This is a genomic window from Paenibacillus sp. OK060, from assembly GCF_900101205.1.
Classification (GTDB): domain Bacteria; phylum Bacillota; class Bacilli; order Paenibacillales; family Paenibacillaceae; genus Paenibacillus; species Paenibacillus marchantiae.
The window spans coordinates 1,394,616-1,417,137 of the sequence record NZ_FNFR01000001.1 but is presented as its reverse complement, the minus strand read 5'-3'; the positions used below and the strand labels follow the sequence as shown (position 1 = coordinate 1,417,137).

Below are 22,522 nucleotides of genomic sequence, written 5' to 3'. Positions count from 1 at the left end.
GTTCTAGTTTTCGTATCCAGATTAATATATCGTTCTTCCTTGTTCATCGGCAATACCACTTTTGCGATAGAAGTACGTATTGATCATATCTCGCCATTCCTTGGCGTGCTCCGCCTGCCCTGCCTGTAACGCAGACACCATATCAAATACAGTTGGATCAATCTTGCCTTCCAGCTGTCTCCAGGTCTGTGCTAATGCTTCCGCCTGCTCTGCTCCATCAAAATGTGTATCATAAATGTGCTGAATGACCGTTTTGCCAGAATTCAGTAAATGCGTATACGGGACATGGTGGAAAAATAATAGCAGCTCGTCCGGACAGGAGTCTACGGATTCATATCTTTCGGCATTTTCGCGGTGGTATTGGGAAGTGTATCCTGTTCCACTGCTCACTGTCCGGTCCACACCAATGCCATCACAATCGGCAAAATGATACGTGCCCCACTTGGAATATTCATAGCCATCCACATTAGGCCCATAATGGTGCTCCGGATTAACCATCCAGCCTACACCGAGCGGTGCCGTATAACTTTCGTAGATATGGAGTGAATTCAAAAGCATGCCAGAGATTAGACGAACGACCTCTTCGTCATGTCCGAATGTAAGTCTGACCCACTCCTCCGCAATCTCTTCCGATGACAGCTCTGGATTCCAAGCAAGTCTTCCATATCCATATAGATTCGCCTGAGCGAGCGGATGTCCTGTCCAGCAAGCATCTGCACCGATATTGGATACTGCAGCAAAGCCGCTGTAGTGTCTATTGTACAGAGAACCGTCAGAAATGCGTTTGATTTCAGAACCCGGCCCCTTGGCGAACGTATCAAAATCCAATACTTCTTTCCACTGTGGAATCAGATAACACAGATGCCGCTGCTGACCCGTATACTCTTGCGTAATCTGGAACTCCAATACCTGATTTGTGTTCTCCATTGCTCCGAACAGTGGAGATACGGCCTCGCGAACCTGAAAGTCCATTGGCCCATTCTTGATCTGCAAAATGACGTTATCCGCAAATCGGCCATCCAGTGGTTTGAAGTGGTCATATGCCGCCCGTGCACGATCCGTGGAGCGGTCACGCCAGTCTTGTTTACAGTTATAGACGAAGCAGCGCCATATTACCAGTCCACCAAACGGGCGAAGTGCCTCGGCCAGCATGTTCGCTCCATCGGCATGATCACGGTTATATGTGAAGGGTCCTGGCCGATTTTCGGAATCCGCTTTGATCAGATAGCCGCCAAAATCCGGGATTGCCGCATACACCTTGGCTGTCTGAATGTTCCACCATTCACGGACCTGTTCATCCAGCGGATCTGCCGTAAGCAATCCACCAATCTCGATCGGACTAGCGTAGTTGGCGCTAAGGAACAATCGGATACCGTACGCTCTGAATTGGGCAGCAACCTTCGCAACATCGCCGACGAAACGTTCTGTCAGGAACAGGCTCTCAACCTGATGAACGTTAACGTTATTGATTGAAATGGCGTTAAGGCCTGTAGAAGCGAGCAATCTGGCATAATCTCGAATACGCCCGAGGTCACGAGTGAATTCTCCATTGTCATAGAAAATGGATTTTCCAGCATAACCACGCTCAATGCTTCCGTCCACATTATCCCACTGATTGATCATGCGTAATGCATTAACAGGCTGCTCTGAAATGTAGCTTAATCTTACCTCAGCAGGATGCACTTCGTTTGAGTTTTCTTGCTCCAGAACAAGCTCCCTTAATAGATGAAAAGTACCATATAGAACACCTTGAGGGGTTTCAGAACCAATAAACAGCCTACCCTGCTCTTTATCTTCGCGGATAATATAACCTTCTCCCTGCACGGTAGAGCGTTCCGTGTCGCTGAAGGCCTGAGCCACGGCTTCTGAGCCCGTCCATGTGCCAAGCCAGACCCCTTTTGCCTTCTGCTGTGCTGAATCCGACTCACTCACTTGACTTGCAGTTTCGTGTTTAACTTTCGGTTGGATTCCAAACAGCTTATCCAGTCCCTGAGTCAGTTCTGCTATTGCTGTTGATATGATTTCCTGATCTTCCGCCACAGTCACGGTATGGCTCCAGACGGGGGCTGTCTTTTTGGCGGCCCCTTTCACTGCGGATGGACTTTGAAGATATCCAAGCCACGCATCATATTGCGGGCCGGAGATATTGGATTGAACGGTTGTATTGCTCATTGTACAGCCTCCTTGCTGGCATAGATCTGCTCCAGACGATTACCTTTGCCTTCGAGCAGCCATAGAATCGATGTTACACCGCGCGGGTAATACTTGCTTCCGACTGCCACACCGGCCAGGATCTGGTCACTCCAGCACCAGTAGGATTCCTCTGGATGCAACAGCCAGTTTACATGGGCAGCGTCAGAAGCCTTGCCTGTTTCATCCCATTCCACGCCCAGCAGTTCTCGTGCGATGAACTGGGACAGATATATCTTGCTGAGCCATGAGTTATTGCTCGTAGAGGATAGCTTCCAGCCTCCATCTTCAAACAGACAAGTACCAGGGACAAGAACTGTTTTATAATGGGTTCGAAGCGCTTGCAGGTAAGGACCGAAACGGCCATTCACATCCAGCGCGCCCTCACAGCCGGTGAAGTATGGGAATACCAAGCCTTCAATGGCCGGAATGATGCGGGAATCATTATTTTCGGCGATCACTGCCGGAATGTAGCCACCGTCGGTTAACTGGGCTGCGATACTGGCTGCACAGCGATCCGCCTGACGTCCTGCATGGTGAGACAGATCAGCCAGCTTCTCTGCAGCGAACAGCTTCTCCAGTGCAACATAGACGGCCCAGCATTTGCCTGCCAGATAGATGTTGTTGCGGGATTGTCCAAGCGACACATCCAGGCTGTCGTAAGTGGTAATTTCGGCTCCGCCCTTGGTACGACTGCTATCCAGCCCCATCAGGCCGTTGCGTTGGTGTTCATCCGGATGATCCCGGTTCAACATGCTTTCGAAGCAATCCCGAATGACGGGCAGCATCTCTTTAACAAATTCCCGGTCCTGCGTCTGTTCAATATATACCGTTGCACAGCAGAGCCAGTTGACCAGTTCCTCGTGACTCATTTGCGAGAAGCAGTCATCAATACCCACCAGTTCATATGCCGAGTGTCCCGGACGTGAGAATACATTGGCTACGCCGATATCATGCGTGAACGTAATGCCGCCCGGATATTCCTTCTCTTCGCCCGGGAACCGCACTTGATCTGTATAACTGTAGCGTTTCACAAACCACTCTAACTCATTACGTACAGTCCAAGGATTCAAGGCAAGTTCAAAATACAACTGATCTGCGGTCAGATCGAGTGTGTTCATCATCCGGTATTCGCCTTCATTTACGATCCAGAACGGCTCTCCATCCGCATCCAGCAGTTGTGTACTTGCATAATAGCTGTGAATGGAATGGGCAAGCATAAATGACTGATCTTCACTCAAAGCAGCTACACCGAGACGTTGCTCAATTTCCTTACAGGAAGCAGTCAGCTCGTTGAACCGGTCAAGCGCATATTTCCCGGCACCCAGGATATCTGCAAAATAACGAGTATACCAATAGGTCGTGTCCATACCGGAAGTAACGATCCCACCACGATAAAAACAGACGGCAAATTGGTACGTACGCTTCTCTCCTGCAGGAACGTCCATCAACAACGCAGCTGTTTCACCTAGGCCGAAGGCCAGATTCTCACGGTGCTTCTCCTGCAAGATCTTCTCCAGTGTAAATCCACGTGCAGGCCATAGACCCTCATCCGCAGATAAAATGGCGGTTAGGCGACCTTGTCCAACTCCGGTTAATGTCCCACCCTCAGGCCCCCCGATGATCCGCATGGCTGAGTAAGGATCATTTCCCTGGTAGCCAAAATATGCTTTACGTGGCTTCCGTCCTTGCGTGTTATCAATTGTCATCTCCACCAGCACCGCAGGCAAAAGCGCATCCATTAATGCTTCACGATCGCCACTCTGCGGATCGGGTACAGGACGCACAGGTGAGTAAATACGGAAAGTCAGATCACCCGCCGTCCACGTATCTGTTCCCGAAGTAAACTCGCGCGTAATCTCTTCATCGCGGAAAGCTGAAATTAGCGGGCGTGTTCCCTGTGCTGCCGCTGGTGTGCTCAATCCATTTTCTGTCGAGGCCGAAGACACCTGATCTGAATCCGAATTGTCCACTTTCTCTACATCATATCGAACGCTTGCATCTTCAACGGCTTCGAAAAATGGTAAAGCTTCGTAGTTCTCACTGTCGCGAGATTGTAAACCGATATATATATTCTGATCTGCTGGCTTGCCAAGCTCCAGGCCTAGTCCGCCTTTGGCTCCTTTGTATCCAAGCGTAAAGCTGGCAAAAGCCCCGATCGGGGAGTGATGGGCATTATAAAAGATAGATTTGGATGTGCTCATGAACGATGACCCCTCTCAAAATGGTTTGCATACGTTTTCATTAGCCCCATCCTACCATGGGCATTCCTCCGTAGACCATGGTCAAATCAATCGGATATTTACCCAAATCAAGCTAATAGACTATAATATAAATAAAGCGGTTACATCTGTTTCTATACTTTTTATCAAGGGGGTCTCCCATGTCTTCCACCTATTTGCCTCCCGCTTTGGGAGAGAGTGTACATGAGGTATTTTACCCGGACGTTCAAACAACGGTGAATTTGTTCGCTATACATTTGCGAAGTGTAGGGGCCGATTGGGATTATCCAGCCCATGAACATCCACAATATGAGCTGAATTATGTAACGGAAGGCGAACAATACATGACCGTGGACGGCAAGCTGTATATTCAAAAGGCTGGAGAATTGCTCCTGATTCCTCCAGGAAGCATTCATTCCAGCCTGAGCCATGACGGCAAGGGGTTTACGTATTTTTGCATGCATTTTGATATCGATGATCAGTTATTTCTCTCGTTGCTTGCACGAATCAAGCAGGTTTTGTTCGATGCAGATAATCCGGTTACCCGCCAGATCGAGCCTGTCCTTCGCAAATTAATGTCTTCTGCGGACAACCGGGCGGCGAGTACGATGGTGCAGCGCATGCAGCTGCAATCGGCGGTATTTGAGTTGTTCGGCCATTTATGGGAGGCTGTCTCTCAGGAAGCTGCTCAATTGTTCACGGACGGATATGAGAAAATCGAACTGGCCCATCAGATTCGTAATCGGCTGCAAGGACTGGTGAGTCAGCAGTTCAAGCAGGGACGTGAGTCCGACAGCCATTATGGCATTGATGATATTGCTGCAGAGCTGGGCATCAGTTCCTCCCATTGTAACCGAATATTTCGGCAGGTATATGGTCAGTCTCCGCGTGTATATTTATCTGAAATGGTTCTGCATGAAGCAAAAGTTCTGCTGGGTAACCCCAAGCTGTCGGTGCAGAACATCGCTGCCATGCTAGGTTACAAGGATATTGCCCATTTCAGTCGTCAATTCAAGCGCTGGTCAGGGATTTCACCCACACGCTATAGACAGGAACAGCCTGCTCCCGAATGAGCTTCATCCATTGAACATCATTCCAGTATGGCATTTAATTGTGTACGATTAAACGCCCGTTCTTTTATTTCAAAAGACGTTTAATCGTCTTCAGCTTGTTATCGTATGGCGGATATAAAATCGACAAGTTCAATCTGGTACTCTTTTTCAGCACACTTTTCATATGAGAGAAGGTCTCCAGGCTATAACGCCCGTGATATGAACCAAGACCAGAATGTCCTACCCCTCCAAACGGCAGACGTGGGTTGGCTACATGGGTAATCGTATCGTTAATGCATCCTCCCCCAAAAGAAACCTCACGCATCACTTTATCCTGTAATTGTGTATCCGATGTAAAGAGATAGAGCGCCAGCGGTTTTGGCCGCTTCACAATACCTGCAATCGCCTCATCAATATGGGTATAACTGATAATCGGCAGAATTGGACCAAAAATTTCGTCTTCCATTGTAGCTGCTTCCCACGATTCAGCATCAATAAATGTCGGTTCAATAAAGTTGTCTTCCTCATCGGATTGACCACCATAGATGACGTGGGCTTGATCGCGTTCAATAAGGGTCGTGAGACGTTTGAAATGCGCCTTGTTGACGATTCTCCCATAGTCTTTATTGTGCTGGATATCTGTCCCGAAGAACGTTTCCACTGCTGCTTTCATTTCGCTGATCAACGAATCTTTCACCTGTTCATGCACAAGCAGATAATCCGGAGCGATGCAGGTCTGGCCCGTATTGAGCAGCTTCCCCCATATAATACGCTGTGCAGCCACTTTGAGATCTGCGTGCTGATCCACGATAACCGGACTTTTACCGCCAAGCTCCAGCGTAACCGGAACAAGATTTTTGGCAGCGGCCTCCATGACGATTTTGCCAACCGGTACACTTCCTGTAAAAAAGATATAGTCAAAAGGCGCATGAATAAGCGCCGTGGTTGTATCTTTGGCTCCTTCGACCACGTGAACGTATGCTGGTTCGAATACCGAGCTAATCATCTCGCGAATAATAGCTGATACGGCTGGTGTGTTCTCAGATGCCTTGAGGACTGCCGTATTGCCTGCTGCCAATGCTCCAACCAGAGGTTCTATTAACAGCTGGAATGGATAGTTAAAAGGTCCAATAATCAATACTGCACCATACGGCTCAGGAATGATATAACTTTTGGAACCGATCAGCGCAAATTGGGTTTTGACTTTGACCGGCTTGACCCATTTCTTCACTTGCCGAATGGTGTGCGTGATACTATCCAGCATGAATCCAATCTCTGTAGTATACGATTCGAACTCACTCTTGCCCAAATCCTGATAGAGCGCCTCAGTAAGACGGGACTCATACTTCTGAATCGCCTGTTTCAACCGGGTTAAATGTGTAATACGTGACTCGGCCGAACGAGTAGCCCCTGAGCGAAAAAACTGCCGTTGCTGCTGTAAAATTTCTTCGACTTCATGTGCGCTTAATTCCTGCATGACACTCATATAATACAACTCCTCTTCGAGTTAATGATGATTCGTTTAAACATACGAACATTTAGCCCACATGCCTAGGCATGTTAACAACTCTTGCTTATAAGCACTCTTCTTCCAACGCGCCAACCAGTTCCTTCAACAGCTCTACCGAGGACCTTAATGAAGCGGAATAATATCGTTGTGTGCCCTTCTGTTCTACGGAGATGAGCCCTTTTTCAAGCAATAACTTGAGATGATGAGATATAGCAGGCCGGGATAGGCTGAACTGCTCTGTAATTTCATTCACTGTCATGCTGCCCTTCTCACTAAGAGCAAGTAATATCGCCTGACGATGATTGTCGCTAAGTACCTGGAATAAGGGGATGCAGGTTTGAAAAATAGATATCGCTTTTTGTCCCATGGTTTCACCTCTATTATATGTCTACAGATATCACAATTGTCATGTCTGTTGGTTTAAACATTTGAACCTAATGACTATAGTTTACTCCAGCATCCCGCTAACAGCAAGCCATGTGCGATAAATTTTAAGACTAACTTATATAAAGCGCTTCCATACTACCATACTTGTATGGTAGTATGTTCTTGAAGGAGTTGAGATTATGGAATATCCCCCTAGGTCTTCGTCCAAAGCCGAATTATTATCATCCTTAATTAACCCGTCTTCTCTGAACAAACAGGCATTCTCTTCTCGTGAGGCGGTCTATACGACGTTGAAGCAGTTGATTCTGAGTTTGAAGCTGCCTCCCGGTACCGCCATCTCGGAGAAAGAGATCTCGCTTGAGTTCAATGTAAGTCGGACCCCTGTTCGAGAAAGCTTTGTCCGATTAGCGCAGGAAGGTCTGCTGGAAGTCTATCCGCAGCGAGGTACCTATGTATCTCTGATTCAGGTTGATCTCGTGGAGGAAGCACGTTTCATGCGTGAGCAGCTTGAGCGTGCCGTCATACGGCTCGCGTGTGTCCAATTTCCAGATGAACATATGAAAATATTGGAGCAGAACCTTGCGCAGCAGCAGGAATGCATACTTGAACCGGATGATGAGCGAATGTTCGGATTGGATGAGGAATTCCATAGTACTCTCTTTGCAGGCTGTAACAAAAAAAACACCTGGTCCGTGATCCAGCATATGAACGTGCATCTGAACCGGAGCCGAATGCTCCGTCTGTCTTCGGATCATCATTGGGATCATTTGCTCGAACAGCATCGATCCATGGTTCAGGCGATACAACAGCACGATGCCCAAACGGCAGAGCACATTATGCAGGAACATCTGCATTTGACCGTAACGGATCTGGCTGTCCTGCGGGATACATACCCTTCCTATTTTCAATGATGATGGATCTACCTGTTCTTTAAACTAATCTTGATGAGGTGAATGTGATGAGAATGGTTTTTCGCTGGTTTGGAGAAGGCAATGATACCGTAACACTTGACCACATCCGGCAGATTCCGGGAGTCGAAGGCATTGTATGGGCGCTGCATGATGTTCCGGCAGGTGAGGAATGGCCCATGGACAAAATTCTGGCAGTCAAAGCTGCTGCAGATCAGGCCGGGTTATATCTGGATGTCGTTGAGAGTGTTAACATTCATGAAGACATCAAGCTCGGTCTGCCTACACGTGATCAATATATTGAGAATTACAAAAAAACGATGGAAAAACTCGCCCAGGTAGGCGTTAAAGTGATCTGTTACAACTTCATGCCGATCTTTGATTGGCTGCGTACCGATTTGCATAAGGAGATGGAAGATGGATCTACCGCCCTCTTCTACGAGAATAGCAAAATTGCCGATATTGAACCGCTGGAATTGGTTCGACGCATTACCGAAAATTCCGCATTGACGATGCCCGGCTGGGAACCGGAACGATTGCAGTATTTAACAGGTCTGTTCGAAGCCTATAAGGATGTAACAGAGGAAGATATGTGGGAACACGCTCGTTATTTCCTGCAGGAGATCATTCCTACTGCTGAACGGTTAGGTATTCGAATGGCCATTCATCCGGATGATCCGCCTTGGCCGATCTTTGGTCTGCCGAAAATTATTACGAGTCAAGACAATGTTCGCAAATATCTGAACTTGTATGATAGCCCTTACAATAGTGTAACGTTGTGCAGTGGCTCTCTTGGAGCTAATCCAAACAATGATATTATCGGTATGATCCACGAGTTCAAGGACCGTATTCCTTTTGCTCATATCCGTAATGTAAAAATCTATGATAATGGAGACTTTATCGAGACATCCCACCGCAGTCAGGATGGAAATGTCGATATTGCCGGTGTTGTGGAAGCCTATCACGATATTGGATTTGAAGGTTATGCACGACCGGATCATGGACGTCATCTCTGGGGAGAACAATGTAGACCGGGATATGGACTCTATGATCGGGCTCTGGGAATTATGTATCTGTGGGGCGTTTGGGACTCCCTGCAAAGGAGGTCAAAAGCATGAGTGAATTTACCAAAGAAAGATCAACTCGTCTGGAAGGCAGAACAGCTGTAATTACTGGCGGGGCAGGTGTTCTATGTCGTTCTATGGCTGAAGAGCTCGCGCGACATGGCGCAAGTGTAGCCATTCTGAACCGTACCGTATCCAAAGGGGAAGAAGTTGTTGCAGCAATTGAGTCTGCGGGTGGAAAAGCGATCGCTGTAGCTTGTGATGTGACCCAGACCGATAGTGTAATAGCGGCAGCAGCTGTTGTTCAGGAGAAGCTTGGACCTTGCGATATCCTTATTAACGGAGCGGGTGGCAACCATGCCAGCGCCAATACCACGAATGAAATTTTCAGACAGGAAGATTTGGAGCAGCCGGATATCACTACTTTTTTTGATGTAAGTGTCGAGGGATTCCGTCAGGTGATGGATCTGAACTTTGTTGGGTCCCTCATCCCTACCCAAATCTTCGCAAGACAAATGTTAGAACGTGATGTTCCAGCTACCGTCATTAATATTTCGTCCATGAGTGCCCCTTCGCCCATGACCAAAGTTCCTGCGTACAGTGCAGCCAAAGCGGCGATTAACAATTTCACGCAATGGCTTGCGGTACATCTGGCCGAATCGGGAATCCGAGTAAACGCCATTGCACCAGGATTCTTCCTGACTGAACAAAACCGTAATCTGCTGCTTAAGCCGGATGGCTCGCCGACCGAACGTTCAAGTAAAATCATTGCGCACACGCCAATGCGCCGCTTCGGCAAACCGGAAGATCTTCTAGGCACGCTGATGTGGCTGGCAGATGAACGTCAGTCCGGTTTTGTTACAGGTACGGTTATTCCTGTAGATGGTGGGTTTATGGCTTACTCGGGTGTATGACCTCTATTCTATTTACTATTCCATGGATTTACCGAATTAAAGATATGTAACGAATGATTAGCCGAAACCTGGAGCACTTAGCCAGGTTTCGGTTTTTTGCGTTCAAGAATAAGATTATCCAGCCTAGGAAAAGCTTGTTATAGCCGACAAATATGCTGGGTGGAATTAAAGAATGGCTTCAAGCATTCACATTTTCAATCTGTAAGATGAAGCGAAGGAAGGTGATACATACATGATGGAAGAAACATGGGTTGTTGCTGTGCGATCGATTATCGCCTTTCTGACCCTGATCATCTATACCCGGGTGCTGGGCAAACAACAAATGGGCAATTTGACGTATTTTGATTACATTAACGGTATTACGATCGGTTCCATCGCAGGTACATTTGCGACCGATCTATCTTCCAAGGCGTGGATTCATTTTGTGGCCTTGACCATTTTCACCATTATCACGATTATTTTTCAGTATATTACGCTGAAAAATCGTACCATCTCCAAACTGATGGACTCTGACCCCACACTGATCATCCAGAATGGTAAAATTCTCGAACAAAACCTGAGTAAAATGCGTGTGAAATTTGACGAATTGACCATGATGCTGCGGCAAAAGGATGTATTTGACATCACTACGCTGGATTATGCCATTCTTGAACCGGACGGCAGTCTCTCTGTTGTGTTGAAACCAGAGAATCAACCGGTAACCGCGAAGGACATGCATATGCATCCTGCCAAGAGCAAGTTGATGACCGAGATTATCATTGATGGCGTGCTGATTAAGCAAAATCTGGAGGAACGAAACAAAGATACGAACTGGCTCAGCGAGCAGCTTAAGAAGCAAAAAGTGACGATACAGGATATTGCTTTTGCCGCCATATTGCCTAACGATAAATTGTATATTGATCTATTTAAAGATAAGATCACCGAAAAAATCGATATGGGCGATTATGAGGGGCCTTTCTAAATTTACATGAAGGAGGCGATTGAATGAAATCGCGTTTCTGGTTGCTGTATGTGCTTCCGATCTGCCTCATTCTTGTGTTCGTTGCGATAATGGCAAGCGGAGCCCTTCTCAAAAAGCCCTTTGGCTCTGATGATCGCTTGCTTGAATCTGTACAAACATTGCAGAAACAGGTTGAGGGCAAAAAATGGACTGAAGCCAAGTCCCAAATCGATTACGCGATGAAAGCCTGGGACAAGATCGTCAATCGCATACAGTTCAGTGTGGAGCGTGAGACGATTTACGATATTCTGGGTACCCTTGCACGGATGAAGGGCGGTATTGCCGCAGAGGATGATAAGGCGATCATGGAAGAAATTTATTACTTTTATGTGTTATGGGGCAATCTTGGAGATTGACACGAAGACACGCAAAAAGGCACTCTCCTTTAATAAAAAAGGAAGTGCCTTCTCTGTTTTCTAAACATTACGCCCGCGTAATCCACGGGATTTTGACGTGCGGACCGTGCTTTCTTTTCGGAAAAAGAGCGTCAGTGCTCCCTTCGCACACCACAGTGCAAACAGTGCAAATAACGTTCCCCAGAACAGTGCCGGGAGAAATGTCTGCTGAGCCAGATTGGCTGCATCCCCTGCCCGGGAAGGCTGTGTCCAGGATATTAGCCCAACATACATGGCACTAACTACGGACTCTTCCAGTGTGAGGAAAGCCAGCAACAAATAATAGAATTTCGCGATTTTGGCACCAAAGATCATAATCACAACATTCAGCGCACTAAAGCCTGTAAGCCAGAGCATGCCGAATTCTCCCCTTACATAGAAGAGAAGCGACACAAGAGCTACACCCGTCATAATGCCGAGCCCCCACATGTGCCGTCCTTTCCGGTAAAGATAGAATAACAGCCAGGCAAAGAGAGACGCCGTGACATACCCCGCTAAGGAAACCAATATAGATCTGCCTGGTGTCAGCATGGATGAATATGTAACGCCACTGTGATCAGCGTATAACTCAATGCGCAATACTTTGCCGGATAACAACAGTGTTACCAGTGCATGGCCAAATTCGTGTATCATCGTATCCAGGTTACGGAACAATGAAGAAAATGGTATAAAGCGGGTCAGTAGCGCTGAACCCACCAGAAACAGTATGGTTTTGAGCCATTTATTCAATTCGGTCCTACCTCCCTTGCCTCCGAGTAAAAATCCCTATCACTATACTACGTGGCTACACTGAAATCGTTTCGATCCATGAAATGCGCGGCGCAATATTGCATCCACCAGCAGAAACTCCGGTTATGACCTATGAAAAAAGAAGACAGATCATATCGACCCGTTCCTGTCTCCAGTGTGGCAAGCAATCTATTGCGCATCTGCGACAGCGCATAAGTCACAAATCGATCGGCTGCCTCATTTTGTATAAGTGTAACATAGGCATAAAGGGAATGATCTATCGGCTCATCGAGCGGGCTCACACCAGCACAAGAAAACTCGGTACGTACGCCCGCTCTGTGAAGCAAAGTCAAGGCATCAACTAACTCAGCATCCACTTCGACATCGTTCCAAATCTCCGTTCTCTTCGCTGCCACGGTCTGCTTCTCGCGTTCCGTCCACTGCATTAACTCCAGCTTGCGTCTTCTCCATAGATGGGCAGGCTGCTGGCTTAATAGTACTTCCTGTTCTTCATCTGAATCCATAAGGCATTTCCTCCCGTTCCCCGCATGATCTCCGTCACCTTGAACAACGAAAAGAGCACATCCCTGTGCTCTCTGCGTGGCCAAAGGCAAAGGAATGGCTGTGCCATTCCTCAGCATGTTGTATTATTGTACCTTTTTCGATGACGGGCATCAAATGGGTTCTCTTTTTTCGTAAATTCAACTTGTTAAAGTAGCAAAACCGCTATTCATTCAGTGCCAGTTTCAGTGCCTCCAAATTCTGCCGCATTACGCCGATGTAATCCATTCCTGTAGCGATCTCCTCTTCCGTCAACCCTTCAATCGGGTTCAATACAGCTGTTTTGGCTCCTACTTCGTTGGCGATAGTCTCTGATACTTTGGATGAAACCAACGTTTCGAAGAAAATCGTCTTCACCTGATGCTCCTTGGCAAAATCAATAACGGATGCCATTTGCGCTGCGGAAGGCTCTTGTTCAGGAGACAGACCGGCAATCGGTACTTGCTGCAGACCGTATTCCTTTGCAAGATAACCGAACGCAGCATGCTGTGTGATGAAATCTTTACGTTTGCTGTCTGCTACAGCTGCCTTGAAATCCTGATCCAGTGCCTCCAGTTTGGCAACATAGGCGTCGGCATTTTGCTTGAATTGCTCCGCATGTTCAGGTGCAGCCTGTGCGAGTCCAGCCTCGATATTTCGTACTTCCTTCACGGCAAGTGCAGGTGACAGCCAAACATGGGGATCAAGTCCACCGTGATCATGATCATGTGTATGTCCTTCTTCTGCTTCAGCGTCATGATCGTGGTCATGCTCCTCAGTTGTGGCTTCATCCGCATGGTCATGCGTGTCGGTTGTATCGGCATGTTCGTGATCATGCTCCTCTTCTTCCGATCCTTCCAGCAGATCGATCCCATGACTCGCTTCCACTTGAATGAGTTTGGCATTGCTCAGACTACCCGTAACTTGATCGATCCAGGATTCCATTCCCGCCCCATTATAGACAAGCACATCCGCTTTTTCGATGCTCGCAATATCCTGTGGTGTCGGCTCCCAATCATGTGGCTCCATACCCGCAGGAACGAGTGTATGAACATTAGCCAGATCACCCGCTACATTTTTGGTGAATTCATACATTGGATAAAAGCTGACTTCAACGTTCAGTTTGGCCTCTTCGGTCTCTGCAGGTGCTGGCGTGTTAGCCGAGCTGGTACTGGAATCGGAAGCGGACTGATTTTGTCCACAACCGGCTACGATAAGTGTAAGACTGAATAATAGTGCAAGAGCTGATTTTTTATTGAATTTCATGTGGCGTATTCTCCCTTGAATGTATGAATAGAGTTGCACGTTGTTGTTTTCTCTCTTTACGATGACGTTTACGGTTATATCGTCCAATCAGCTTTTGTGCTGATATGCCAATCAATAGAAAGACCAACAGGATGAGAGCAATCGTTCCTCCCGGTGGTGTGTTTAGATGGTAAGAGGTTGTCAGTCCGCTAAAAATACCAATTAATCCGGTGACGACAGCAATAAAGATCGCTGCTGCAAAGCTGCGTGACAATCTCAGTGCCAGGGCAGCGGGCAGTACAATTAAAGCAGACACAAGCAATACGCCGACAATCGGCATGGCTGAAGCAACAGTCATTCCTGTCAGAATGGCAAATGCAAAGGATAATCCTTTTACCTGAATGCCTCCAATGGAAGCTGTCTCTTCATCAAACGTTAAATTGTACAGTGGCCTTCTGAGTACGATGAAAAAAATCAGTCCGATGACGCACACAGCCGCCATAATCCATAACTGCATATCACTAACGGCAACGATGGAACCGAACAGGTAAGAGCTGAATGTCTTGGACAGATTGGTTTTCAGACTCATGAGCACCACAGCAAGGGCCAGACCCGACGTCATAATGATCGCTACAGGCACCTCGCTATATGTCAGGTAATTTCGCCGGAGTTGTTCCACCAGCAATGCGCCGATAATCGCAATCGCAAATCCACTGATCACCGGATCTAGGTTCATCACAGAACCAAGGGCAACCCCTGCCAATGAAACATGGGACAACGTATCCGCCATTAGCACCTGCCGTCGCAGCATCAGATAGACTCCTAAAACTGGAGCAATGACTCCGATCAGTCCGCCTGCCCAGAAAGCACGCTGCATGAATTCGTATTCAAACACTGCCATTCCTCACTTTCTTGCCGCTCCAGGGTAATCGTCCGGTCCAACCGGTTGCCCATCTCTTCTAATCCGTGGGTGACCATAATAATGGTCAGTGCATGAACGTCTGCATAATGGCGCATCAGATCATAGAATCCTTCACGGCTGCGCCGGTCCATGCCTGTAGTCGGCTCATCCAGCACGAGTACCTGCGGCTGGCCTGCCAAGGCTCTGGCAATGCAGATTCGCTGCTTTTGTCCACCAGATAGTTCTCCAACCCGGGCGTTGCGATATTCCCACATGCCGACTTCCCGCAAGCTGCGTTCCACAATGGCTTCCTGCTCGGATGTGAATCTGCGGAACAAGCCGAGTTTGCGGTAACATCCGGATCGCACCAGTTCGATCACCGTACTGGGAAATCCACTGTTGAATGATGCTACCTGTTGAGGTACATATCCGATGTTCAGCTTACTGCCACGTACGGACTGCACATTCATATGTACCGTGCCGCTCCAGGGCTGTAACAGCCCCAGCAGCAATTTCAGCATGGTTGTCTTCGCAGAACCATTCGGTCCTGTAATGCCGACAAACTCCCCTACATGGATATCCAGCGACAGTTGGTCAATGACTGGCTCTTTGCCGTATCCGAATACCACATCACGCATGGAAGATAGAATCATGGCTTTTCCTCTTTTCGTAAATATTACGATTTAAAAATGACAAAAAAAATTATCTTGTTTCCCGGTGAATGGTCATTTTCTTTAATCGTGGTGAATACTTCTTCAATTCGATCCGTTCCGGATGGTTACGCTTGTTCTTGGTTGTTGTATAGTTGCGATCTCCGCACTCGGTGCAGGCTAAGGTTACAATGACTCTCATGGATATGGCCTCCTTTGATCTATTTAATCGTAATAATTACTATTTAATGAGTTTAGCCCATGCTTTTATGTTTGTCAACCCCTCACCTACTAAAGTAAAATTTTGTATGCACATTACAATTTCATATGATATACTGCTTTGGTATCATTATAATTTACCTACGGAGGAACTAGATGAAGATCAAAAAATCAACTTTTATTGGGTCATTGGTAGCATGCAGTTTGGCTTTCGGTGCCCTGGGTGTGGCAGCTTCAAACGGAATTCAGGATATTGAAGCAGCACTCGACAGCAACATTAGCTTTAAAGTAAACGGTTTGTCTTGGACACCCAAGAATGAAGCTGGAGACAAACTGAATGCATTAGTTTATGACGGTGATGTTTACTTGCCTGTAAGTACCACAGCAGAAGCATTGGGAGCCAACGTATCTCTGAATGTTAGCAACAAAGTTGTAAGTATTACTAATTCAGGTAGCGGTAAGTCTAGTAGTTCAAGTAATAATAACAGCAGTACAGGTACTAAAGGTTCTGAAGATTCAAGTAAAACAAGTAGTTCGAGCACTTCAGGCTCAATCAAGATGACTGGAACTGATGCTCAGATGATAGCCAAATTGCAAAAAGAATCTCTAACACTGATTAAAATGTATGGTAAAGCACTTAAAACGGGCAGTACTAGTGAGTTTGATAAATACATAGATGACAAAGTCATTGAAAATGCCGAGATTGACTTTTTTGATCGAGGCAAGCAGTATCAAAAAGATAAATTCAAGACTAAAGTTAAAGGTCTCATTGAAGCAAATGATAAAAAAACACTGACCAAATATGCAGATCAATTGATTAACATCAAATCAGCTGATTTTAAAGTGATTTCAATGAATGACAAAACCAAAATAAGTCAAAGTTACAAAGCCATTTATTATCCACAAGGGTGGACGGGTTCTTTTGGAGTATATCTTTCCTTTGTGTTTAGTCCGCAAAAAAGCGGCAACGGCGATTTTTATCTTGGCGATTTGTACTTTAGCTAAAATCCTTAATCCAATACAATCATTGATCTTCAGGTGCACCATTGAACTTGAAGATCTTTTTCTTTTCACTTCAACTCCACGCTGGAAATGGATCTTTCAGTTCTCGCCAGTTCAGTTGCATCTCTTCGTTGGTAAGGAGTGTCTCATCTAACGTCCGTTCGATCTCCGCTCGGTCCATGTCTATCCCGATAAACACCAGTTTCGTAACCCGATCGCCCCACTGCTCATCCCAATCCGGAATAGGCGGAAGAGTATCACCAAAATGCATTTGTCGCTCTTTGTCACTCATCGCGCCTACCCACAACCCGGCTGGTCCCAACTGCTTGGATGTTCCCGCATGACTGAACGATATCGCCATATGGTTACGTGTAGCCAGCCACATTAAACCTTTGGAACGCACAATACTATCAGGCCATTTCGCAATCCAACGCAGCAAACGCTCCGGATGAAACGGACGTTTCCGGTGGTACACAAATGAGTGAATGCCATACTCCTCTGTCTCAGGTGTGTGCTCTTCCTTCATTAATTCGCGGATCCAGCCCGCAGACTGGCTTGCTTTTTCAAAATCAAACCGTCCGGTATTCAATATCTCCCTTGGGTCAATCTGTCCATGTGTGGTGCGAATAAGTCGGGCTTCCGGCTGCATCGCGTGTAGTGCTTTCTCAAGTTTGAGTAATTCATCTTCCGATACCAGATCACACTTGTTCAAAATCAGCACATCACAGAATTCAACCTGATCCGTCAGCAGATGAACGATTCCCCGTACATCATCATCCCCGGCTTCTTGCCCCCGATCCTTCAACGTTTCTTTGGAATTGAAGTCACGCCAGAACTGGGCAGCATCCACTACCGTCACCATCGTATCGAGCCGCGTAAATTTCGTTAAATCGATCCCCAGCTCTTCATCGATATACGTAAATGTTTGGGCAACGGGGACTGGCTCTCCAATACCTGTCGATTCAATCAATAACAAGTTTTTAAGGTCCAGATATGTAAATCGTAAAAATGTTGATTAATTACTGCGAACGAGTATGATGGGGACGGTACAAGCATATATTTTACCAAAGTCCCGGTTCTGGAGGTTTATCCCATGAAAATGGCAGCCAATCTTAAGCTCCTGTCATTCCTGATTCCCTGTGCATTTCTTGTTCCCGTGTTGATTACGATGGCTCCCAATCTGAAAGGAGCATGGAACAGTGAAGCCTTACAAAATATGAAAACAGTATTCATCAGCATTTTCCTCGAAGCCGCTCCATTTCTGCTCATAGGGGTGCTGTTATCTTCGCTAATGCAATGGTTTGTATCTGAGGAAATGATTCGCAAACTAACGCCTAAGAACCCCGTCGGAGGCGTGCTGGTAGCGGGTCTGCTGGGAATCGTTTTCCCCATCTGCGAATGTGGCATGATTCCGGTCGTTCGACGGTTGATGCATAAAGGCATGCCCCCCTATATCGCGGTGACCTTTATTCTTAGCGGCCCTGTAGTAAATCCAATTGTCTTTACCGCGACCCTGCTCGCTTTTCCTTCCCATCCCGAAATTACGATCGCCCGTATGGGACTGGCCTTTGCTGTAGCAGCTGCGATCGGTGGTCTGGTGTATATGTTCGTCCGCCAGAATCCATTGCGTAAACCGAAGGCTACAGTGACGGAGGTCAAGACACATCCCGGATTTAAAATGGCACAGCCTCATTCCCATTCTACCGATCATGATCACGTGCACGATAAAAACTGGCGCAGCTTTTTCATCCATGCGGGTGACGAATTTGTTGATATGAGCAAATATTTGGTGATTGGTGCTCTAATAACAGCCTGCATTCAAACCTTTATCAGCCGCAGTGATCTCATTTCTCTGGGTAACGGGCCTGTTGCCTCCTATGCTTTCATGATGGGTTTTGCGTATGTATTGTCTCTCTGTTCGACATCCGATGCGTTCGTAGCCTCAGCCTTCTCTCACACGTTTGCGTTAGGGCCGCTATTATCCTTTCTCGTTCTCGGTCCAATGCTTGATTTCAAAAGCACATTGATGCTGCTTTCCACCTTCCGCACCCGGTTTGTTATTGGCTTGAGCCTGGTGATTATTGCGTTGGTTTTCGCGGGATCGTGGTTGATTAAACTTTTGGCATGAGCATGTATGAATGTATTATCTGATCAAAAGAGGTGATTACATGAACCATCCTGGTTATACAGTGACCAAAGCTCCGGTTACCAAATCTCACCCTATCCAGTGGCATAACCTGATTCGTGCGCTGTGGATCGGCGGGCTCGCCGTATACATCATTCATTTGAATACAACGGATTCTCTTCATTATTACTTGGCGCCGACGATGCAGCGATTGCTACTCTGCTGCCCTGTTCCCTTTTTGTTCATTGCCGCCATCATGGCCTGGCACGGACTATTCGGTAATAGCCAGCTCCATTGCGACTGTGAGCATCCGCCTCCTTCAGGATGGGGACGCAGCTCGCTGATGTATGGATTGATTGCCATTCCATTAGTACTTGGTTTTCTTTTGCCGGATCAGGCACTAGGCAGTTCTATGGCCAGTCAAAAAGGCATGTCCCTAACCTATGGACCTCCGGAAATTCGTCGAAAAGAACCCTTACCTGATACAGTAGAACTGGACATTAAAGATCTATCCAAAAAAACTGCAAATGCTGAATCATCTGTGCCTGCCACGAAAGTACAATTCGTTCCCCCGGATGAGTACAGTCGTGAATTTGCCGAACTGGCAGAGAAGTTATATGCGGAATCAGTCATAAAGGTATATCCTGAAATTTTCTCCGAGACATTAGGTTCGATCGATATGTTCCAACGACAATTTGCAGGCAAGGCTATCAGCCTTACCGGGTTTGTATATCGAGACAAAAGTATGGAGCATGAATCTCATTTTGCATTAGGGCGATTTCTCGTGATGTGCTGCCCAGCAGACGCGGCACCCTTTGGCGTAATGATTCATGTCCCGAATGCAGACAGCTATCCTACAGACAGCTGGGTACAAATCGATGGCACCATTGGTTCTGCTCAAGTGAATGGTGAGGACACCATTGAGATTCGGGCGACGAAGGTAACTCCGGTCGATCAGCCATCTACCCCATACATTTATACCAGTGCAGATTCAGTTGTGACGTATGGTGAATTGCAAAATAAATAAGAAAAGCCCCGAAGCTATGGAATGCATAACTTCGGGGCTTTAAATTTTATTCCGGCATCAGGTTAACCTTGTTTACCTGATATATTATTCAGTTACGATATCATGCACCAATACAGGAGCATCTGCATGATCTGCAATAGTAATGTTCTCTTTGATCTTCGCGATTACGTCTGCTACGTCTTCACGATTCGCATGGATGGTTACGAGTGATTCACCAGCTTTAACTTCGTCACCCACTTTTTTGTTGAGCATCAAGCCCACAGCAAGATCGATCTCGGACTCTTTTGTTGCACGGCCTGCGCCGAGCAGCATTGCTGCAGTACCGATTTCGTCAGCGACGATACCAGCTACATATCCGTCTTTATCCGCTGGTACTTCAACCAGATATTTCGCTTGTGGCAAGCGATCTGGGTGATCTACAACTGAAGCGTCTCCGCCTTGATTTGCCAGGAAGTCCTTGAATTTCTCCAGCGCTTTACCGTTCTGGATCACTTCTTTCAATTTCTCCTCAGCATGCTCCAGGGAGTCTGCTTTACCAGCAAGGAATACCATTTGACGTCCAAGCGCCAGACAGAGTTCTTCCAGATCCTTCGGTCCTTTACCTTGCAGCGTAAGAATGGCTTCTTTCACTTCAAGCGCGTTACCGATAGCGAGGCCCAGTGGTTGGGACATATCGGAAATGACAGCCATTGTTTTACGTCCTACATTGTTACCGATGCTTACCATGGCATGTGCCAGTTCTTTCGCATCTTCTGTTGTCTTCATGAATGCACCAGCACCCGTTTTGACATCTAATACGATCGCATCGGCACCTGCTGCAATTTTCTTACTCATGATGGAGCTTGCGATCAGTGGGATGGAGTTAACGGTAGCTGTAACGTCACGCAATGCATAGAGCTTTTTGTCTGCCGGCGTGAGGTTGCCACTTTGACCGATAACGGCAACTTTATGTTCGTTAACGAGGCGGATGAACTCTTCTTTCTCCAACTCGACGTGGAAACCTGCAACAGATTCCAGTTTGTCCGTTGTACCACCAGTGTGACCCAATCCACGTCCGGACATTTTGGCAACTGGAACATCCAGAGCAGCAACAAGCGGTGCCAGTACCAGCGTTGTAGTATCGCCAACGCCTCCTGTGGAGTGCTTGTCTACCTTGATACCTTCGATTGCGGACAGATCAATGGTCTCGCCCGAGTTCACCATGGACATGGTCAAATCTGCGCGTTCCTTATCAGTCATATCCTTGAAGAATACAGCCATCGCCCAAGCGCTGACTTGATAATCCGGGATTTCGCCTTGTGTGTATCCTTGAACAACAAAATCAATCTCAGCTGTTGTCAGTTCTTTTCCGTCGCGTTTCTTAGCAATAATGTCTACCATTCTCATGATGATCTCTCCTTCGTTGTGGGTGATTTGTATAGAACACTTTGTTGTTAGTCCGTTACGGACCCGGATCGTTCTTTCGATCGCTGTTGTCTCCAAGTTTTTTTTATCCATTTTGTAATGGAGAAAACCTGGAGACAAAGGCGAACGCTTCGCTTCTACAGAATCGATTCCGGTTCCTCCACTACGCTCGTGGAACAAAAGTTTCGATTAAAATCAATTGATACTGATAAATTAAGTGATTTTTACAGCGTAATTGCTGTTTCCAGTGCTACGACCATCATGTCGTTGAACGTTTTTTGGCGCTCTTCGGCGGAAGTCTCTTCACCTGTCAGCAAGTGGTCACTTACAGTCAGGATCGTGAGTGCATTTACGCCAAATTTGGCTGCGAGTGTGTACAGTGCAGTTGTTTCCATCTCAACGCCCAGTACGCCGTGCTGCATCAATTTCTCAGTCACGGAACGATCGTCACGATAGAAGGAATCCGAGCTGAATACGTTACCGACGTGAATTTTCATGCCTTTGGCAGTTGCGCGGTCATAGGCTTCTTTCAGCAGGGAGAACGACGCGATCGGGGAGAAGTCATATCCACCAAATACGAGCTTGTTCATGCTGGAATCGGTACATGAAGCTTGAGCAAGGATAACATCACGAACACGTACATGTTCTTGCATACCTCCGCAAGTTCCAACACGAATCAGGTTTTTTACACCGTATTCGCTGATCAGTTCGTTGGCATAGATGCTGAACGATGGAATCCCCATGCCCGAGCCTTGCACTGAGATACGGTGTCCTTGATATGTACCCGTGAATCCGAGCATTCCTCGAACTTCATTGTAACAAACGACATCTTCAAGGTACGTATCTGCAATAAATTTTGCACGCAATGGATCTCCTGGCAAAAGGATTGTTTCTGCGATATCTCCGGGTTTAGCTCCAATATGTGTACTCATGATTAAATCTCCTCCAGTTATCCATATGATTGAATGAAGGCCAGGAACCGGAACAGCCGAAGCTGTCCCCGTGGTTATCCTGTCCAACTTTATGCTTCAAGAAAAT

The 22,522-nt window shown here is 46.9% G+C and carries 21 protein-coding genes and 1 pseudogene; 9 read left to right on the top strand and 13 right to left on the bottom strand.

Annotation, left to right across the window (positions count from 1 at the left end):
- Positions 1–21: 21 nt before the first annotated feature.
- Both BLS14_RS06155 and BLS14_RS06150 read right to left on the bottom strand, forming a co-directional pair.
- Positions 22–2,172, bottom strand: coding sequence for an alpha-glucuronidase family glycosyl hydrolase (locus BLS14_RS06155; RefSeq protein WP_090950093.1), 2,151 nt, complete (start codon positions 2,170–2,172; stop codon positions 22–24).
- Positions 2,169–4,394: a glycoside hydrolase family 52 protein gene (locus BLS14_RS06150; protein WP_090950091.1), complete on the bottom strand. Its 2,226-nt coding sequence runs from the start codon at positions 4,392–4,394 to the stop codon at positions 2,169–2,171. Before BLS14_RS06150 ends, BLS14_RS06155 begins: the two co-directional genes overlap by 4 nt.
- A 179-nt stretch (positions 4,395–4,573) precedes the next feature.
- Between BLS14_RS06150 and BLS14_RS06145 the strand changes: the two genes are divergently transcribed.
- The gene (locus BLS14_RS06145) at positions 4,574–5,485 is read left to right on the top strand and encodes a helix-turn-helix domain-containing protein (RefSeq protein WP_090950088.1); all 912 of its coding nucleotides are present in this window, start codon (positions 4,574–4,576) and stop codon (positions 5,483–5,485) included.
- Positions 5,486–5,549: 64 nt separating this feature from the next.
- On the opposite strand, the gene BLS14_RS06140 is transcribed toward BLS14_RS06145, so the two are convergent.
- Together BLS14_RS06140 and BLS14_RS06135 are read right to left on the bottom strand one after the other, a co-directional pair.
- Positions 5,550–6,941, bottom strand: a complete 1,392-nt coding sequence (locus BLS14_RS06140) for an aldehyde dehydrogenase (protein ID WP_090950253.1) — start codon at positions 6,939–6,941, stop codon at positions 5,550–5,552.
- A gap of 97 nt (positions 6,942–7,038) precedes the next feature.
- Positions 7,039–7,341: an ArsR/SmtB family transcription factor gene (locus BLS14_RS06135; protein ID WP_063563882.1), complete on the bottom strand. Its 303-nt coding sequence runs from the start codon at positions 7,339–7,341 to the stop codon at positions 7,039–7,041.
- Positions 7,342–7,540: 199 nt separating this feature from the next.
- On the opposite strand from BLS14_RS06135, the gene BLS14_RS06130 reads away from it, so the two are divergent.
- From BLS14_RS06130 to BLS14_RS06110, 5 genes are all read left to right on the top strand, one after another.
- A complete protein-coding gene (locus tag BLS14_RS06130) occupies positions 7,541–8,272 on the top strand; it encodes a GntR family transcriptional regulator (RefSeq protein WP_082935071.1) in 732 nt (243 codons plus the stop codon).
- A 47-nt stretch (positions 8,273–8,319) separates the two neighbouring features.
- The gene (gene uxuA / locus BLS14_RS06125) at positions 8,320–9,387 is read left to right on the top strand and encodes a mannonate dehydratase (protein ID WP_090950086.1); all 1,068 of its coding nucleotides are present in this window, start codon (positions 8,320–8,322) and stop codon (positions 9,385–9,387) included.
- The gene (locus BLS14_RS06120; RefSeq protein ID WP_090950084.1) at positions 9,384–10,247 is read left to right on the top strand and encodes an SDR family oxidoreductase; all 864 of its coding nucleotides are present in this window, start codon (positions 9,384–9,386) and stop codon (positions 10,245–10,247) included. The genes uxuA and BLS14_RS06120 overlap by 4 nt, the downstream gene beginning before the upstream one ends.
- A 232-nt stretch (positions 10,248–10,479) precedes the next feature.
- Entirely contained in the window at positions 10,480–11,208 is a 729-nt protein-coding gene (locus BLS14_RS06115) for a DUF421 domain-containing protein (protein WP_079695960.1), read from the top strand.
- A 23-nt stretch (positions 11,209–11,231) separates the two neighbouring features.
- The gene (locus tag BLS14_RS06110; protein ID WP_090950082.1) at positions 11,232–11,603 is read left to right on the top strand and encodes a DUF4363 family protein; all 372 of its coding nucleotides are present in this window, start codon (positions 11,232–11,234) and stop codon (positions 11,601–11,603) included.
- A gap of 60 nt (positions 11,604–11,663) precedes the next feature.
- Here BLS14_RS06110 and BLS14_RS06105 read toward each other — a convergent pair whose 3' ends face one another.
- The 6 genes from BLS14_RS06105 to rpmG all read right to left on the bottom strand — a co-directional run bounded on the left by BLS14_RS06105 (position 11,664) and on the right by rpmG (position 15,909).
- Entirely contained in the window at positions 11,664–12,371 is a 708-nt protein-coding gene (locus BLS14_RS06105; RefSeq protein WP_090950080.1) for a M50 family metallopeptidase, read from the bottom strand.
- Between the two features lie 47 nt (positions 12,372–12,418).
- Positions 12,419–12,895, bottom strand: a complete 477-nt coding sequence (locus BLS14_RS06100) for a hypothetical protein (protein WP_090950078.1) — start codon at positions 12,893–12,895, stop codon at positions 12,419–12,421.
- 202 nt (positions 12,896–13,097) lie between these two features.
- Positions 13,098–14,177, bottom strand: a complete 1,080-nt coding sequence (locus BLS14_RS06095; protein WP_090950076.1) for a metal ABC transporter substrate-binding protein — start codon at positions 14,175–14,177, stop codon at positions 13,098–13,100.
- Positions 14,164–15,057 (bottom strand): metal ABC transporter permease, encoded by an 894-nt coding sequence (locus BLS14_RS06090; protein ID WP_090950074.1) that lies wholly within the window; start codon positions 15,055–15,057, stop codon positions 14,164–14,166. Before BLS14_RS06090 ends, BLS14_RS06095 begins: the two co-directional genes overlap by 14 nt.
- The gene (locus BLS14_RS06085; RefSeq protein ID WP_063563890.1) at positions 15,003–15,710 is read right to left on the bottom strand and encodes a metal ABC transporter ATP-binding protein; all 708 of its coding nucleotides are present in this window, start codon (positions 15,708–15,710) and stop codon (positions 15,003–15,005) included. The genes BLS14_RS06090 and BLS14_RS06085 overlap by 55 nt, the downstream gene beginning before the upstream one ends.
- Before the next feature lie 49 nt (positions 15,711–15,759).
- Positions 15,760–15,909, bottom strand: a complete 150-nt coding sequence (gene rpmG, locus BLS14_RS06080; protein WP_024631975.1) for a 50S ribosomal protein L33 — start codon at positions 15,907–15,909, stop codon at positions 15,760–15,762.
- A 173-nt stretch (positions 15,910–16,082) separates the two neighbouring features.
- On the opposite strand from rpmG, the gene BLS14_RS06075 reads away from it, so the two are divergent.
- Complete coding sequence (locus BLS14_RS06075; protein WP_072732938.1) at positions 16,083–16,931, top strand: stalk domain-containing protein; 849 nt, start codon at positions 16,083–16,085, stop codon at positions 16,929–16,931.
- 70 nt (positions 16,932–17,001) lie between these two features.
- Here the strand turns inward: BLS14_RS06075 and BLS14_RS06070 are convergent.
- Positions 17,002–17,901: pseudogene (locus tag BLS14_RS06070) on the bottom strand (GTP-binding protein); the annotation flags it as partial.
- Between the two features lie 120 nt (positions 17,902–18,021).
- On the opposite strand from BLS14_RS06070, the gene BLS14_RS06065 reads away from it, so the two are divergent.
- Positions 18,022–19,056, top strand: a complete 1,035-nt coding sequence (locus tag BLS14_RS06065) for a permease (RefSeq protein ID WP_090950070.1) — start codon at positions 18,022–18,024, stop codon at positions 19,054–19,056.
- Positions 19,057–19,096: 40 nt separating this feature from the next.
- Positions 19,097–20,080 (top strand): TIGR03943 family putative permease subunit, encoded by a 984-nt coding sequence (locus BLS14_RS06060; RefSeq protein WP_090950068.1) that lies wholly within the window; start codon positions 19,097–19,099, stop codon positions 20,078–20,080.
- 84 nt (positions 20,081–20,164) lie between these two features.
- Here the strand turns inward: BLS14_RS06060 and BLS14_RS06055 are convergent, their stop codons facing one another.
- Together BLS14_RS06055 and deoD are read right to left on the bottom strand one after the other, a co-directional pair.
- Entirely contained in the window at positions 20,165–21,466 is a 1,302-nt protein-coding gene (locus BLS14_RS06055; RefSeq protein WP_090950065.1) for a pyrimidine-nucleoside phosphorylase, read from the bottom strand.
- Between the two features lie 242 nt (positions 21,467–21,708).
- Complete coding sequence (deoD, locus tag BLS14_RS06050; protein ID WP_076288673.1) at positions 21,709–22,416, bottom strand: purine-nucleoside phosphorylase; 708 nt, start codon at positions 22,414–22,416, stop codon at positions 21,709–21,711.
- Positions 22,417–22,522: the final 106 nt, after the last annotated feature.